Origin of the sequence: Streptomyces umbrinus (genome assembly GCF_030817415.1) — a bacterium.
GTDB classification, from domain to species: domain Bacteria; phylum Actinomycetota; class Actinomycetes; order Streptomycetales; family Streptomycetaceae; genus Streptomyces; species Streptomyces umbrinus_A.
Map to the genome: position 1 here is coordinate 7,670,818 of NZ_JAUSZI010000002.1, position 16,018 is coordinate 7,686,835.

At 71.0% G+C, this 16,018-nt stretch carries 12 protein-coding genes; 8 read left to right on the forward strand and 4 right to left on the reverse strand.

From position 1 onward, the window contains the following. The first annotated feature begins 42 nt into the window (after positions 1-42). From QF035_RS33935 to QF035_RS33950, 4 genes are all read left to right on the forward strand, one after another. Positions 43-981 (forward strand): EamA family transporter, encoded by a 939-nt coding sequence (locus QF035_RS33935; protein ID WP_307524335.1) that lies wholly within the window; start codon positions 43-45, stop codon positions 979-981. Positions 982-1,067: 86 nt separating this feature from the next. After that, positions 1,068-2,018 carry a DMT family transporter gene (locus tag QF035_RS33940; RefSeq protein ID WP_373467003.1) on the forward strand — a complete coding sequence of 317 codons (951 nt, stop codon included), beginning with the start codon at positions 1,068-1,070 and terminating at the stop codon, positions 2,016-2,018. Positions 2,019-2,045: 27 nt separating this feature from the next. Then, the gene (locus tag QF035_RS33945) at positions 2,046-2,990 is read left to right on the forward strand and encodes a LysR family transcriptional regulator (protein WP_307524337.1); all 945 of its coding nucleotides are present in this window, start codon (positions 2,046-2,048) and stop codon (positions 2,988-2,990) included. A gap of 487 nt (positions 2,991-3,477) precedes the next feature. After that, positions 3,478-4,770 (forward strand): M14 family zinc carboxypeptidase, encoded by a 1,293-nt coding sequence (locus QF035_RS33950; protein ID WP_307524340.1) that lies wholly within the window; start codon positions 3,478-3,480, stop codon positions 4,768-4,770. An 82-nt stretch (positions 4,771-4,852) separates the two neighbouring features. On the opposite strand, the gene pepN is transcribed toward QF035_RS33950, so the two are convergent. After that, entirely contained in the window at positions 4,853-7,459 is a 2,607-nt protein-coding gene (pepN, locus tag QF035_RS33955) for an aminopeptidase N (RefSeq protein WP_307524342.1), read from the reverse strand. A 112-nt stretch (positions 7,460-7,571) separates the two neighbouring features. Here pepN and QF035_RS33960 point away from each other — a divergent pair, with 112 nt between their 5' ends. Both QF035_RS33960 and QF035_RS33965 read left to right on the forward strand, forming a co-directional pair. Further along, the gene (locus tag QF035_RS33960; RefSeq protein ID WP_307524344.1) at positions 7,572-8,066 is read left to right on the forward strand and encodes a DUF1203 domain-containing protein; all 495 of its coding nucleotides are present in this window, start codon (positions 7,572-7,574) and stop codon (positions 8,064-8,066) included. Between the two features lie 110 nt (positions 8,067-8,176). Next, entirely contained in the window at positions 8,177-9,052 is an 876-nt protein-coding gene (locus QF035_RS33965) for a DUF7537 family lipoprotein (RefSeq protein ID WP_307524346.1), read from the forward strand. 12 nt (positions 9,053-9,064) lie between these two features. Here QF035_RS33965 and QF035_RS33970 read toward each other — a convergent pair whose 3' ends face one another. Then, positions 9,065-10,090 carry an aspartate-semialdehyde dehydrogenase gene (locus QF035_RS33970; RefSeq protein WP_307524347.1) on the reverse strand — a complete coding sequence of 342 codons (1,026 nt, stop codon included), beginning with the start codon at positions 10,088-10,090 and terminating at the stop codon, positions 9,065-9,067. Positions 10,091-10,337: 247 nt separating this feature from the next. Here QF035_RS33970 and QF035_RS33975 point away from each other — a divergent pair, with 247 nt between their 5' ends. Both QF035_RS33975 and QF035_RS33980 read left to right on the forward strand, forming a co-directional pair. After that, on the forward strand, positions 10,338-10,898 hold the full coding sequence (locus tag QF035_RS33975; protein ID WP_373466776.1) for an RNA polymerase sigma factor: 561 nt from the start codon (positions 10,338-10,340) through the stop codon (positions 10,896-10,898). A gap of 1 nt (position 10,899) precedes the next feature. Then, entirely contained in the window at positions 10,900-11,775 is an 876-nt protein-coding gene (locus QF035_RS33980; RefSeq protein ID WP_307524351.1) for a hypothetical protein, read from the forward strand. A gap of 106 nt (positions 11,776-11,881) precedes the next feature. Here the strand turns inward: QF035_RS33980 and QF035_RS33985 are convergent, their stop codons facing one another. Further along, positions 11,882-15,202, reverse strand: coding sequence for a S8 family serine peptidase (locus tag QF035_RS33985; protein WP_307524353.1), 3,321 nt, complete (start codon positions 15,200-15,202; stop codon positions 11,882-11,884). A 202-nt stretch (positions 15,203-15,404) separates the two neighbouring features. Continuing rightward, on the reverse strand, positions 15,405-15,944 hold the full coding sequence (locus QF035_RS33990) for a CGNR zinc finger domain-containing protein (RefSeq protein WP_307524355.1): 540 nt from the start codon (positions 15,942-15,944) through the stop codon (positions 15,405-15,407). Positions 15,945-16,018: the final 74 nt, after the last annotated feature.

The following is a 16,018-nucleotide window of genomic DNA, read 5'->3' on the forward strand; positions in this document are numbered from 1 at the left end:
CCGGAGTCATCTCCCCGAGCCACCTCCCTCATGGAGCCGGTCATGAACCGCAGCACCGTCATCGCGCTCACCGCCCTGGCCCCCGTCTCCTGGGGCAGCACCTACGCCGTCACCACGGAGTTCCTGCCGGCCGACCGCCCCCTGTTCACCGGCCTGATGCGTGCCCTGCCCGCCGGGCTGGTCCTGCTCGCCATCGCCCGCACGCTGCCCCGCGGTGTCTGGTGGTGGAAGGCGGCGGCCCTGGGCGCGCTGAACATCGGCGCCTTCTTCCCGCTCCTCTTCCTCTCCGCGTACCGGCTGCCGGGCGGTATGGCGGCGGTCGTCGGTTCCGTCGGCCCGCTCTTCGTCGTGGGCCTCGCGGCGGCCCTGCTCGGCGAACGCCCGACGCTCCGTACGCTCCTCACCGGCATCGTGGCTGCCCTCGGCGTGAGCCTGGTCGTACTGAAGGCGGCCGGTGCGCTGGACGCCGTGGGTGTGCCGGCCGCCCTCGCCGCGACCGCGTCGATGTCCGCGGGTACCGTGCTGACGAAGCGGTGGGGGCGTCCCGAGGGGGTCGGCCCGCTGGCCCTCACCGGCTGGCAACTGACCGCGGGCGGGCTGCTGATGGCCCCGGTCGCGCTGCTCGTGGAGGGCGCGCCGCCCGCGCTCGACGGCCGGGCGGTCGGCGGCTACCTCTATCTGGCGCTGGCCAACACGGCGGTCGCGTACTGGCTCTGGTTCCGCGGCATCGGCCGGCTCACCGCCACCCAGGTCACCTTCCTCGGCCCGCTCTCCCCGCTCACGGCGGCCGTCATCGGCTGGGCGGCGCTGGGTCAGGCGCTGGGTCCCGTGCAGCTGGCGGGCATGGCCCTGGCCTTCGGGGCGACGGTGTTCGGCCAGCTTGGGGCACGCCCCGTGCGTGCCACCCAAACGTTCAGCTCAGCTGAAAGGAATGGTCGAAAAGATTCGATGGACGTGACAGTTCAGGCGCTGCGACGGTAGATCCACATCGACCGGGTTCCCGGTGACGGGAAGAGCAGGAAGACGGGAAGAGAGGCGTGGGACACACCGTGGGAGTCCTGGACCGGATCACCCGTACGAGCAGTGCGCCGGACGCGGACCGAACGAAGGGAAAGGGCGTCGGTCCCGGACCCCGCCCCCGCCTCGGCCTGGGTCTCGGCGTCGCGCTCGCGGTGGTCGCCACGGTCGTCTGGTCCGGCAGCTTCGTCACGTCCCGCGCCCTGCACGACAGCGTCCCGCCCGTCCAACAGGCCTTCTGGCGCTGGATCGTGGCGCTCGCGGCCCTCGCCTCGTTCGCGGCGCGGGCGGCCTGGCGGCAACGGCACGTACTCCGCCGCCACCTCGGCTTCCTCCTCCTCGCCTCCCTCCTCGGCATCGCCGCGTACAACACCCTCGTCAACCAGGCGGCCCTCTCCACCTCCGCAGGCACCATGGGCATGATCATGGCCGCGTCGCCGGTCCTGATGGCGGTGTACGAGCGTGTCGGCGGCGTACGTCTCGGGGTGCGCCGGATCGCGGGCATGCTGATCGCCTGCGCCGGGGTCCTGCTGCTCATGGGCGGCGGGCGGCCCTCGCTCGACTTCGGCGCCGGGGACCTCTGGATGGCGGGGGCGGCCGCGTGCTTCGCGTCGTACAGCGCGCTGTTGCGTCACAAGCCGCGCGAGCTCGCCGGACTCGCGTTCCTCTTCGCGGCGTTCGTGCTCGGGACGGCGATGCTGCTTCCGGCGTACGCGGTGAGTCTGGCCGTGCAGGGCCCCTTCGACCCGACGCCGTCGACCGTCGGACCGATCCTCTACATCGGCGTCTTCTCCTCCGCGCTCGCCTTCTTCGCCTGGAGCAGGGCGATCGCGCTGATCGGCGCGGCGCGGGCCGGGGCGGGCTACTACCTCCAGCCGGTGTGCGTGGTGGCGCTGTCGTACGTGGTCCTGGGTGAGGCGACGAGTCCCGCGCAACTGCTCTGCATGGTGCTGATCCTGGGCGGGGTCGTCCTCGGCGCCGGACAGTGGCAGGCGGCCTGACGGCTTGTGCCGGATAGGTTGCCGTCCATGGCCGAGCACGACAAGTGGGACATCAAGAAGCTGATCATTCTGCGTACGTTGCGTGAGCGCGGCACCGTCACGGCCACGGCGGAGGCCCTCCTGCTGACCCCCTCGGCCGTCTCCCAGCAACTCACCAACCTCGCCAAGCAGCTCGGTGTGCCGCTCCTGGAGGCGCAGGGGCGGCGGGTACGGCTCACCGGCGCGGCGCATCTCGTCCTGCGGCACGCGGAGTCGGTGTTCGAGCAACTGGAGCGGGCGGACGCGGAGTTGGCGGCGTACGCGCACGGGGAGGTCGGCGAGGTGCGCGTCGCCGCCTTCTCCACGTCCGTGCCCGCGCTCGTCGTGCCCGTCGTGCGGGCGTTGCGTGTGGAGCGGCCCGGGGTCCGGGTGCAGGTGCGGGAGGCCGAGGCGGGGGAGGCGTACGAGTTGCTGGGGGCCGGGGAGGCCGATCTCGCGCTGTCCCTCGCGGCGCGGGCCGTGCCGGACGCGGGGGACGGGCGGTTCACCCGGGTGCCGTTGCTCGCCGATCCGCTGGATGTCGCCCTGCCCGTCGATCACGCGCTGGCCGGGGCGGCGGAGGTGCGGCTCGCCGATCTGGCGGGGGAGGCCTGGATCTTCGGCGGGAGCGGGCCGTGGTCCGACATCACGCGGGGGGCGTGCGAGGCGGCCGGGTTCGCACCTCGGCAGGGGCATTCGGCGGCCGGGTGGACCGCCATCCTCGCCATGGTGGGGGCGGGGATGGGGGTTGCGCTGGTGCCCCGGATGGCTGTGGCTGGGACCGTGGCGGGGCGAGGGGACGGCGTGGTGATGCGGGCCCTCGACGCCGACCGGCCACGGCGGCATGTGGTGGCCGCGGTTCGGCGTGGGGGTGAGGGGGCGCCGGCGGTGGCGTCCGTGCTTGACGCCCTGCGGGCGGAAGCGCGGGCGTTGACGGCCCGCCGTCCTGGGTGACCTTTTCTCGCCCCCGCCGCCCCTACCGATTCCCGTCCCTTACCGGGGGCTACCGCCCCCCAGACCCCCGCATCGGCCTTGCGGCCTCGTCCTTGAGCGCCGGACGGGCTGGGTGGTGCGGGGCTGGCGGGCTTGATGCTGCTGGACTGGGCTGCGAGGGCCCGCCCCGTAAGGGGCGCGGGGAACTGCGTGCCCAGCCACACGCAACCCGCACTCGGCAGAAGACGAGCAGTACTTCAGCCCCTCCGGCGTTTGAGGAGCGGGGGTTCGGGGGGCGGAGCCCCTGAGCCAGGTACGGGAACCGGCGAGGACAGCCGGGACGAAAACGCACCCGGCATATTCGCATAAGTTGATCGCCGTCGCCGCCGCCCCAAGGGCCCCTTGACACCCTGACCCGGCACATCGAGCCTTGACGGGGCGCGCTCCCCGGACCGCCGGAACCGCCTGTTCGAGACGCTCAACGGCCGTATCGAGGTGAGGAGTTGGCGTGAGGGCAGAGGGCGCCCGGAGCCGGGGAAACCCGTATCCCACCGTCGTCGAGCTGGCGCGGCGCGCGCGGGCGATGGTCGCGGAGCGGCCCGGGACGTTGCGTCTGCGCACCGTCGGAACGTCCCGCGCGGGCCGGCCCCTGTGGCTGCTCTCCGCAGGCCACGGCGAGCACCAGATACTCACCGTGGCCGGCGCGCACGCCAACGAACCGGTCGGCGGTGCCTCGTCCCTCACCCTCGCCGAGGACTTCGTACGCGACCCGCGCGTCCTGGACGAACTCGGCTGCACCTGGCACTTCCTGCTCTGTCTGGACCCGGACGGCACGACCCTCGGCGAGCGCAGGTTCGCCGAACACCCGGCGTCGGCGCCGACCCTGGACGGCTACTACCGCGGCTTCTACCGGCCCGCGTTCATCAGCCAGCCCGAGTTCCCGCCCGTGGATACGGACCCGCACACCGCGATGCCCGAATCCCGCGCGCTGACCCGGCTCATCGACGAGCTGCGGCCCGTGGTGCAGTTCTCCCTGCACGGAGTCGAAGTAGGAGGATCGTTCCTGCAGTTGACCCGCCCCATACCCGGAGCACCGCGCGCCTTCCGTTCCGTGGCGGCTGAGCTCGGTATCCCGCTGGAGTACCGGCCGTTCGACGGCATGGGCTGGTTCGTCGACAGCCCCGGCGTGCTCGTCCTGCCCGACGGCAGCCCCGCCGACGAACGCGACCCCTCCGGCTACACCTCCCAGGCGACCTGGATGTACGCGATGCGGCACGGGACCGTCTCCGCCGTCGTCGAGGCACCCTTCTGGAGCGTGGCCGGCGTCAGCGATCCGAGCCCCGTCACCCGGCCGCAGCGGGAGATCTCCCGGGCCGCCGAGATCCTGCTCAGCCGCGCCAAGCAGCTGGAGAAGGTGCTCGGCGCGCTCGCCGACCAGCCGCCCGCGGACGAGCGCCGGCTGCCGTTCCACACCGCCGCCCGCGAACTCATGGACATCGGGCCCGGCGTGGTGGACACCTGGAACACCCACGACGCGCATGGCCTCGGTGACGCCGAACTCGCCACCACCGTCGGCAACTCCGTCTCCCTCGGCATAGCCGCCCGCCGCATCCCCCTGCGCGCGGCCGCGATGATGCGCAGCGCCCTCGACGAACCGCCCGAGGCCCTCGACACCCTCGTCCGCGACTGGAGCCAGGAGCTGGAGACCACCTTCGTCGCGCGCTGGGTGCCGGTGCACCGGCAGACCGCCCTGCACATCCGCACGATGCTGCACCTGACCCGGCAGCTCGTGAGTGCATGACACCCGGCAGTGCGTGAGCACATGAAAAGGGCGCCCGGCACAGCACACGCCGGGCGCCCCCATTCACGTATCCACGTACGGCCTACCGCGTGGTCGCCGCCGCGTCCGCCGCCTGGGCCCTGAGCGCGCGCTCGATGCCCGCGCGGGACTCCGAGATCAGCCGGCGCAGCGCCGGGCCGGGCTCGGCCGAGGCCAGCCACTCGTCCGTCTTGCGGAGCGTCTCCTCGGAGACCTGGACCGACGGGTAGAGCCCGACCACGATCTGCTGGGCCATCTCGTGCGAGCGTGAGTCCCAGACGTCCTTGACCGCCGCGAAGTACTTGTCCGTGTACGGGGCGAGCAGCTCGCGCTGGCCGGTCTGGACGAAGCCGCCGATCACGGCCTCCTGCACGGCGTTCGGCAGCTTGTCGGACTCGACGACCGACGCCCAGGCCTCCGACTTCGCCTCCTCCGTCGGTCGGGCCGAGCGGGCGGACGCCGCGTGGCGCTCACCGGCGGCCGTCTTGTCGCGCTCGTACTCGCCCGCGATCTCCGCCTCGTCGAACCGGCCCACCGCCGCGAGCTGCTGCACGAACGCCCAGCGCAGCTCGGTGTCGACGGCCAGCCCCTCGATGGTCTCGCGGCCGTCGAGCAGGTGCTCCAGGAGGTCCAGCTGCTCCGGCGTACGGGCCGTCGCCGCGAAGGCGCGCGCCCAGGCCAGTTGGTGGTCGCTGCCGGCCGCGGCGGACTTCAGGTGGGCCAGCGTGGCGTCCGTCCAGCGGGTCAGCAGTGCCTCGCGCGCGGTCGGGTCGGCGTACAGCTCGATCGCCAGCTTCACCTGCCGGTGCAGCGACTGCACGACACCGATGTCCGACTCCTTGCCGATGCCGGACAGCACGAGGGACAGGTAGTCGCGGGTCGCCAGCTCGGCGTCACGCGTCATGTCCCAGGCCGAGGCCCAGCACAGGGCGCGCGGCAGGGAGGACTCGAAGTCGCCGAGGTGCTCGGTGACGAAGGCCAGGGACTGCTCGTCGAGACGGACCTTCGCGTACGAGAGGTCGTCGTCGTTGAGGAGGATCACCGCCGGGCGGCGCCTGCCCACCAGCTCGGGCACGGCGGTCAGTTCGCCGTCGACGTCCAGCTCGATGCGGCCGTTCTCGTCGTCCCGCAGCAGCTTGCCGCTGGCAGTGTCTGTGTCCGGGGCGGACAGGTCGTACAGGCCGACGGCGATGCGGTGCGGACGCAGCGTCGACTCGCCCTTGGTGCCCGCGGGCAGGGCCGGAGCCTCCTGGCGGATGGCGAAGGCGGTGATGACGCCGTCCGCGTCCGTCTCGATCTCGGGGCGCAGGACGTTGATGCCGGCCGTCTCCAGCCACGCCTTCGACCAGGTCTTCAGGTCTCGGCCGGAGGTCTCCTCCAGAGCGCCCAGCAGGTCGGACAGGCGCGTGTTGCCGAACGCGTGCCGCTTGAAGTAGGCCTGCACGCCCTGGAAGAACTCGTCCTCACCGACATAGGCGACGAGCTGCTTGAGGACGCTCGCGCCCTTGGCGTAGGTGATGCCGTCGAAGTTGACGAGCACGTCGTCCAGGTCGTTGATCTCGGCCATGATCGGGTGGGTGGAGGGCAGTTGGTCCTGCCGGTACGCCCAGGTCTTCATGGAGTTGGCGAAGGTGGTCCAGGAGTGCGGCCAGCGCGACTGGGGGGCGTACGCCTGGCACGCGGCCTCGGCGTAGGTGGCGAACGACTCGTTCAGCCACAGGTCGTTCCACCACTCCATGGTGACCAGGTCGCCGAACCACATGTGCGCCAGCTCGTGCAGGATCGTGGCGGCCCGCACCTCGTACGCGGCGTCCGTGACCTTCGAGCGGAACACGTACTGGTCGCGGATGGTGACCGCGCCCGCGTTCTCCATCGCGCCCGCGTTGAACTCCGGCACGAACAGCTGGTCGTACTTCTTGAACGGGTACGCGTAGTCGAACTTCTCCTGGAACCACTCGAAGCCCTGCCGCGTCACCTCGAAGATCGCGTCCGAGTCGAGGAACTCGGCGAGCGAGGGCCGGCAGTAGATCCCGAGCGGGACCGACTGCCCGTCCTTCTCGTACACGCTGTGCACCGAGTGGTACGGGCCCAGGATGAGCGCCGTGATGTACGTGGAGATGCGCGGCGTCGGCTCGAAGACCCAGATGTCGTCCTTGGGCTCCGGCGTCGGCGAGTTGGAGATGACGGTCCAGCCGTTGGGCGCCTTCACGGTGAACTGGAAGGTGGCCTTCAGGTCCGGCTGCTCGAAGCTCGCGAAGACCCGGCGCGCGTCCGGGACCTCGAACTGCGTGTAGAGATAGGCCTGCTGGTCGACCGGGTCGACGAACCGGTGCAGGCCCTCACCGGTGTTGGTGTACGCGCAGTCGGCGACGACCCGCAGGATGTTGCGGCCCTCCAGGATCCCGGGCAGCGCGATCCGTGAGTCCTTGAAGACCTCGGCCGGGTCGAGGGAGTCGCCGTTGAGGGTGACTTCGAGGACGGCAGGGGCCACCAGGTCGATGAACGACTCGGCGCCGGTCTCGGCCGAGTCGAAGCGCACGGTGGTCACGGACCGGTAGGTGCCTCCCTCGCCCTGCGCGCCGGAGAGGTCGAGATCGATCTCGTACGAGTCAACGGTGAGCAGCTTCGCCCGCTGCTGCGCCTCTTCGCGGGTCAGGTTTGTGCCAGGCACGCGGTCATCTCCTCGTTATGTGTGGGTTGCGCCATCCTTCCACGGCTGATGCGGGGAATGCGATGTCCGTTTCCCGCCGGTGAGGTGGGGTGGGCGGCGGGACGCTGGACGCATGACGACATACACCGCACGGGCCGTCGAACCGGCCGCGCTGAAGGAACTCCGAGATGTCGATGACGCGGGCCGGTCCTGTGTCCCGTTCGTGGAGGAGGAGGGCGGAAGCCCGCTGCGGTGCTGTCTGCGGCGCAGCGGCCCCGGGGAGCGGATCGCTCTCGTCTCCTACGCACCGTTGCGGCGGTGGGCCGCGGACACCGGGGCCGAGCCCGGCGCGTACGACGAGCAGGGCCCCGTCTTCGTCCACGCCGCGGAGTGCCCGGGCCCGGACACCGCCAGGTACCCCTTCGCCCGGCCGGGTGCCGTGCGTACCGTCCGCCGGTACTCCGCCGACGGACACATCCTCGGCGGACGTCTCCTGGAGATCCCGGAGTCGGCCGACGAGGCGCTGGACGCGGCCTTCGAGGAGGCCTTCGCCGATCCGGCGGTGGCGTTGGTGCACGTCAGGGCCGTCGAGTACGGCTGTTTCCTCTACGAGGTGCGCCGCCCCTGACCGCCGGACACCGGCCGGGGCGAGGAGCGGGGGAGTGGTACGGAACGGACTGGGAACCCGGTTCGGGTCAAGTAGACCGTCTATGACCCGAGTTGAGGGGAAACATTCCGATGGCGGGAACGGGAACACGGGCTTTGGGCGCCACCGCCGTGGCGCTGGTGCTCACCGCGGGACTGGCCGCCTGCTCCGACGGCGAGGACAAGGCGGAATCACCGTCGAAGAAGGACAAGGCGACGACCGGGGCGTCCGAGTCCCAGGTGGTTCGGGCGGCCCATCGCAGAACGGCCGCGGCGGACACGGCGAGGATGACCGTCGACACCAGGGCGGCCGCGGCCGGCGAGTCCGTGACGGTGCGCGGTGCCGGCGTGATGGACCTGGAGGACGGTGACAGCCGTATGACGCTGACCGCCCAGGGCCAGAAGGTCGAGCAGCGGGTCCTCGACGGTGTCGTCTACCAGAAGCCGCCCGCCGAGCAGCGCAAGCAGCTCCAGCTGCCCGGGAACAAGACCTGGATGAAGATCGACCCGGCCCGGCTGAACGGCTCGGGCGGTGCGGGCGGGCAGGTCAGCGACCCGGCCGAGTCGTTCGCGTACACCAAGGGCGTCGACGACCGGGACGTCACCAAGGTCGGGACCGAGACGATCGACGGGGCGCGCACCACGCACTACCGTGTCAAGGTCGACGTGGCGGCGCTGGCCGAGGGCGACCGGGCGAAGGCGCAGCAGCTGCGGGAGCAGCTGGGCACGTCGTCACTGCCGCTCGACATGTGGCTCGACGACGAGGGCCGTCTGCGCCAGGAGACCGTCCGGCTCACCCTGCGTCCCCAGTCCGGGGAGGGACAGAAGAGCCGGCAGGTCACCAGCACCACCACGCTCAGGTTCAGCGACTTCGGTACCGAGGCCGACATCGAGGAGCCGGCCGCCGGTGACACCGTGGACGTGACGGACAAGCTCGCCCGGGAAGCACAGTCCCCGGGCACCGTCTGACCGGCACTCGGATCAGCCGAGTTCCGCCGCCACCAGCTCCGCGATCTGGACCGCGTTCAGCGCGGCGCCCTTGCGGAGGTTGTCGTTCGAGACGAAGAGGGCGAGGCCGTGCTCGACGGTCTCGTCCTGGCGGATGCGGCCGACGAAGGAGGGGTCCTGGCCCGCCGCCTGGAGGGGCGTCGGGATCTCCGAGAGCGCGACACCCGGGGCACCCGCCAGCAGCTCCGTCGCGCGCTCCACGGACAGCGGACGCGCGAAGCGGGCGTTGACCTGGAGCGAGTGGCCCGAGAAGACGGGGACACGGACACACGTGCCGGAGACCTTGAGAGCCGGGATCTCCAGGATCTTGCGGGACTCGTTGCGGAGCTTCTGCTCCTCGTCGGTCTCGTTCAGGCCGTCGTCGACGATCGAGCCGGCGAGCGGCAGCACGTTGAAGGCGATGGGCCGCTTGTAGACGCCCGGCTCGGGGAAGTCGACCGCCGAACCGTCGTGGGTCAGCTTGTCCGCGTCCGCCACGACCTTCTGCACCTGACCGTGCAGCTCCGCCACGCCCGCGAGCCCCGACCCGGACACGGCCTGGTACGTCGCGACGACCAGTGCTTCGAGGCCCGCCTCCTCGTGGAGCGGCTTGAGCACCGGCATCGCGGCCATCGTCGTGCAGTTCGGGTTGGCGATGATGCCCTTGGGGCGGTCGGCGATCGCGTGCGGGTTCACCTCGGAGACCACGAGGGGGACGTCCGGGTCCCTGCGCCACGCGGACGAGTTGTCGATCACGACGGCACCCTGGGAGGCGACCTTCCCGGCGAGGGCCTTGGAGGTGGCACCGCCCGCGGAGAACAGGACGATGTCCAGGCCGCTGTAGTCGGCGGTGGAGGCGTCCTCCACGGTCACGGCCGTGTCCTTGTAGTCGATCGTCGAACCGGCCGAACGTGCCGAGGCGAACAGCCGCAGCGTCTCCATCGGGAAGTCCCGCTCAGCGAGGATCTTGAGCATGACCGTGCCGACCTGACCGGTGGCTCCGACGATTCCTACCTTCACGGCGACTCCTTTTGCCTGTGCATTACTGGCCAGTGTTTCCATCATGCGTCTCACCCCGGCCCGCCTGTCCAATCCTTTGACCTCGAGGACCGAGGACTGGGACGGGTCGCGCCGGGGTGAGAGCCGGGTGCTCAGCCCGGTTTCCGTACCGGTGTGACATTCGACTCCCGGTTCTGAAGATTCCCGGAATCCGGCCGAACGTTTCCCGCACCACCGGCGTCATAGAGAAAACGCGGCGAGGGGAGGGGTGGCTGTGCTGCGCAGAAAAGCCCGCCGCGTCCTGGGGGGCGGGGAGAGCGCCGGGGGGACGCTCGACGACCCCCTGGACGCGGCCCAGGAGCGCCGGGTGCGAGCCGTGCTCGCGCTCGGCGGGGTGCCGCAGGCGGACCTGCCGGACGGGGTACAGCAGGTCCGGCTGCGGCTCCTGGAACGGGCGGCGAGCGGGGCGGAGGCACCGCGTGACGTGTCGGCGTGGGCGGCGGTCGTCGCCTCGAACCTGGCGATGGACTGGCATCGCGCCAGGCGCCGCCAGGAGCGGATCGGTGAGCGGCTGGCCTCGCTGAGGCAGTCGCCGCACACCGAGGGCGACTCGGGCGACGACACCAAGGTGATGTCGCTCGCGGTGGCCCAGGGCCTGGACGAACTGCCGGACGCCCAGCGGCAGATCCTCGTGCTGCGCTTCTACGCCGACCTGCCCGTCCGTGGCATCGCCGAGGAACTCGGCATCCCGGAGGGCACGGTCAAGAGCAGGCTGCACACGGCGGTCCGCGCGCTGCGCGCCCGCCTGCACGAGGACGAGGTGGTGTGACGTGGCCGAGTACGAGGGAATGGACGCGCTGATGGCCGCGCTCACGGACGAACCCCTCCCCGAGGACGCCCGGGACGACGCGGAGTTCCTGGCGGAGCACCGGTCCGCGCTCGCGGACGTCGCCCTGCTCAGGGAACAGCTACGGCTCATGGGCGACACGCTGGCCGCGGAGACACCGGGTACGGAGGCAGCGAGTTCGCGGACAGCGAGTGCGCAGACACCGGTGGCGGAAGGCGGGCGGCCCGAAGCCGAGCCGTCCACGGCACCCGTACCGCTCCGGAAGCCGAAGCCGCGCAGGACACCCAGGCCGCTCTGGAAACCGAAGTCGCTCAGGGCGCCCAAACCGGTGAGGCCGTCCCAGCCGCCCTGGTACCGGCGTTACGCGGGCGTGGCTCTCGGCACCCTCGTGGTGGGCGCGGGCACGGCGCTGCTCGGCGGGATGGTGTGGCTCGGAGTGCAGGGGGGCGCCGACGACGGAGGGGCGGCGAGCGACTCGGCCGCCAAGCAGGAGTCCGGCGCGGGCGACTCGTCGTACTCGCCCGAGATGCACCTCGCGTGCTCCAAGGTCCTCGTCGAGGGGACCGTACGGAGCATCACACCCACCGACGACGGGAACGTACGCGTCGTCCTGAAGGTGAAGCGCTACTACCGGCCCGAGCAGGCCGCGGTGGACCACCCGACGATCACCGTCACGCTGCTCGACAGTGCCAGGGCGGACCTGAAGGTCGGCACGTACACGCTGATCCGGGTGCCGGTGTACCCGCAGGACCGGCAGGACTGGGAGACCGGCTCGGGCGTCGCCGACGCCCGCAAGGGCATCGTGGACGCGCTGCCGGGAGCGCGGGGGATGGAGTGCGCGGGCCCGAACGGGGGATAGGGCCCGCGGACGACGGGAAGAGCGGGCGCCCGGTGACCGGACGCCCGCCCTTCTCGTACAGAGAGCAAGCCGTACAGAGAGCAAGCCGTTCAGAGCGTCACGAAAGCTACGGCGTGACCTTCTCGATCAGCACGCTGCCGGTACCGGCGACCGTGCCCCGCGCGTTCACGAGCTGAGCGCGCCCGAAGAACGTCCGGCCCTCCGGCGGCGCCGCGTTCGCGACGACCTTCGCCTCGACCGAGGCGGTGGCCCCGGTGCCGAGCTTCACGGGCGTCGAGTCGACCTGGACCTCGCCGAGCGAAGGCGCGAAGTACACGTCGAGGTAGTCGTACGCCGTGGAGCCCGCCGGGATCGCGTAGCCGACGACCTCGATGGTGTACGTGCCGGCGGCCGGCGACAGGACGGAGACGGACTCCTCGGAGTCGCCGTCCGCGGACTGGCCGACCTGGTTGCCCTGAGCGTCGTAGACGGTCAGGTCGAGGTCCGCCGCGGCGTCCGAGACGTTGCCGATGGTCACGTCGAGCGAACCGGCGCCCGCGGGCACGTCCACCGTGGTGGTGTCCGTGGCGCCGTCGGCGATGGTCGGCCGGGCGTTCTTGGAGGAGCCGAGCGGGCCGCCCTTCAGCGAACCGTCGACCGGGACGAGCTTGTTCGTCACCTTCCAGGAGACCGGGGCCGGCGTGCCGACCTTGGCCTCGGGGACGGTCACGACCGCCGGGTCGAAGTCGGCGCCGAGTACCTCGATGTTCAGCTTGTACGGGTTGTCGAGCACCGGCGACGTACGGCGCGACTCGACCTCGATCTCCCAGACGCCGGGCTGCGGGTCGGCGTACGAACGCACGTCGGGCTTGCAGCCGTTGCCGTCGAGGTAGTTGTTGTAGCAGAACGGCGTCGAGGTGTTGTCGACCGGAACGCCGTACGGGTGGATGGCGATGAACCGGGTCTGGCTCTTGTCCTTCAGCCCGCCGATCGCGACCTCGAGGGCCTTGGCACCCTCGGGGACGGTCACGAAGTACGACTTGCTGGAGTTGCGCTGGACCGTGCCGGACGCCGAGTAGGTGTACTTCAGCGGCGCGGAGACCACGACCGTGGTGAGGACCTGCTTGTCGATGCCCTCGGTCCTCGGGTCGTCGACCTCCAGGATCGCGCTGCTGAGACCGGAGTTCTCCGCCTTGGCCGCGACCTTCACCGTCACCGGCTTGTTCAGCGGCAGGGAGACCTCGTCGCTGCCGACGATCTTGAACGTGTCGTCCCGGTTGTTCTCCAGGTGCAGCTCGTGCCGGATGGCACGGTCGGCACCGGTCGTACGGGTGATGGTGACGTCGTACGTCTTCTTCTGGCCGACCTTGAGGCCGCCCTCGCGGTCGTAGAGGCCCGTGCCGAAGCCCGGGGTCTTGAGCGCGAAGTCGATCGCGGTGTCGACCGGGGCCTTCACCACGTATTCAGAAGGCACGGCCTCGTGGGCGGTGGCGCCGTCACGGATCGAGTCCCAGGCGTCCGGGATGTTGACGAGGCCCGCGCCCTCCGCGTACGCCTGCGTGCCGCTGATGTGGTCCGCGGTCGAGGTGAGCGCGGTGCGCAGCTTGGCGGGCGTCAGGTCGATGTTCTTCTGCTTCGCGGCGCTCAGCAGCAGCGCGGACGCGCCCGCGGCCTGCGGGGACGCCATCGAGGTGCCCTGGAGCATCGAGTAGCCGGCCGGCAGGGAGTAGCCCGCCTCGGCGACCGGGCCGCCGGGCAGCCAGGTCTGCGTGGTGTTGATGGAGGCGCCGGGCGCGGTCAGCGTCGGCGTGAAGCCGCCGTCCTCACGCGGGCCGCGCGAGGAGAAGGGCAGCATCGCGTACTTCTTCTCCACGGCCGAGCCGTAGTTGGAGGCCCAGGTCTCCTTGGAGATGGACGCGCCGACCGAGATGACCTTGTCGGCCAGGCCGGGGTCGCCGATCGTGTTGGCGCCGGGGCCCGAGTTGCCGGCCGAGATGACCAGCTCGACGCCGTAGGTGTCGATCAGGCGGGTGTAGAGCTCGGCGCGCGCGTTGTTGCCGTCGTTCAGCGCCGGGAGACCGCCGATGGACATGTTGACGATGTCGACGCCACGGTTGGCGACGAGGTCGATCATGCCCTCGGTGAGCGCGACGTTGGTGCAGCTGGGGCCGAAGAGGCAGGCGCGGGAGGAGACGACCTTCGCACCGGGCGCGGCGCCGTTCATCTTGCCGCCGAACAGCCCGTTCGCGGCGGTGATACCGGCGACGTGCGTGCCGTGCTCGCTCGATATCAGGCCGATGTTGACGAAGTCGCGCTTCTGGCCGACCCAGTCGCCGCCCAGCGGGTCCATCGGGACGTCCTTGCGGATCTCCACGACGAACGGCTGCCGCTCGACCACGTCGGTGGCCGGGTTGTCGGTACCGAAGTAGCCGATCTGGTACCCGTCCTTGTACGGCTTCATCGGCGCGTCGTCGGTGAAGTCGCTGTTGCCGTTGGAGTCGACACGGACCGTGCCGGCCGCCGCGTCGTACAGGACACCCCAGGCGTCGGTGGTGTCGCCGTCGCGGTTCACGTCACCGGCCGCGTCGCCGCCGGCGGTCGCGGACTCGCGGAAGAGGTTCACCTGGTAGCTGCCCGCGGGCGCGGTCCAGGTCTTGCCGCTGAAGGCGAACGTGGGCCCGGACACGGAGGTCAGCATCGCGCGCCAGGACGCGTCGCCGTCGATGATCGGGTCGGTGGACGTCACCCAGTCGACGATCTTGCGCTCGCCGGTGGTGGTCTTCTGCAGCGCGGGGTGCGCCAGGTCCACACCGGAGTCGAGGACGCCGATGGTGATGCCCCGGCCGTCCGCCTTCGGGTTCTTCTTCACGAAGTCGACGGCACCCGTCTCGAACGACGGGTTGTACGGGTTCTCGGCGGGGGTGTTCTTGCCGGGCGCCGGGTAGGCGCCGGCCGTCGGGGCCTTCTTGGCGCCCTTGGCGGTGTCGGCGGACGGCGTCGGGTCGTCCAGCGCGATCTCCTGGCGCAGGTCGATGCCGTGCACGGAGGAGAGCTTGGAGGCCGCCTTGATGGCCGCGTCGGCCTTGGCGGTCGGGACGGTGGCGCGGACGTAGCCGAGCTTGTCGTAGGTACGGCCCACGGAGCCGCCCTTCACCGCGTCGAGCTGGTCCGCGACCTGCTCGGTCTGCCCCGGCGCGGTGGCGACCATCATCGTGACGTTCTTGTCGCCGCCGGCCTCGGCCTCGGCGAGGAGGTCGGCGTCGTCCGAACCGAGCTTGCCGCTCGCGGACTTGACCGATGTGTCGACGGGAGTACCCGGATCGTCCGCGGAGAAGGCCATGGGTATCGGCCCCGCCGCGGAGAGTGCGGCCACGAGACCGGCGGCCACGGCTATGCGCGCCGCGCGTCTCGCGCCGGTGATCGGAGCTCGCTGAGGGTTGGGGGTCATCAGCATCCTTGTAGGTAAAGGAAAGTCCGTTGACGATCGGAACGATCGCCCCAGTCCGGTATGTGAACCCGGATGACCGCTCAGCTTTACCCAAGTGATGGATGTTTGGGGAGGGTTGACCGTGGCGTGAAGTGTCCATGGCGTACTTCCGCCATACGCCACCGCGGGCATAGCGGCGTATGGACGGACATTCCCGGAGGGCTCAGCCCTCTCGCGTGCGCGCGTAGTGGCGGGACGCCTTCGCGCGGTTGCCGCAGGCGGCCATCGAGCACCAGCGGCGGGTGCCGTTCCGCGAGGTGTCGAAGAAGTGCAGGACGCACGCCTCGTGGGCGCAGTGCCGGATGCGGTCGGGGGCGGTGTCCAGCAGTTCCAGGTAGTCGCGGGCCGCGAGCCAGGCCGGTCCCCAGGACGGGTCGCGGAACTCGGCTTCCTCGCCCGGCCCCTCCGCGGTCAGGGTCGCCCTGATCCGCCCGTGCGCGAGCACGGCGTCGACACGGCCCGCGCCCTCCGCCAGGGATCCGTCCACGGCGGCCCGCAGGGCGTCCCGTGCCGTCAGCGCATGGCGCAGGGCCGCCTCGTCGGCAGTGAAGTCCAGCGCGTTGGCGGCCAGCCACACCGCGAGCCCCTCGGTGTCCGTCAGCAGGTCCTGGATCACGCCGTCGTGCATCCACCGCGTGTTGAGCAGGTCGAGCGAGAGCGGCTCCCCGGTGAGCGGACGTGGATCCCGGGCGGCGACGGACATCTGGCGGCTCCCTGCTTCCCCGGCCGGCGTGCACCGACCGGCCCCTGCTAACCGGTTAAGAGTATGTGACCGGT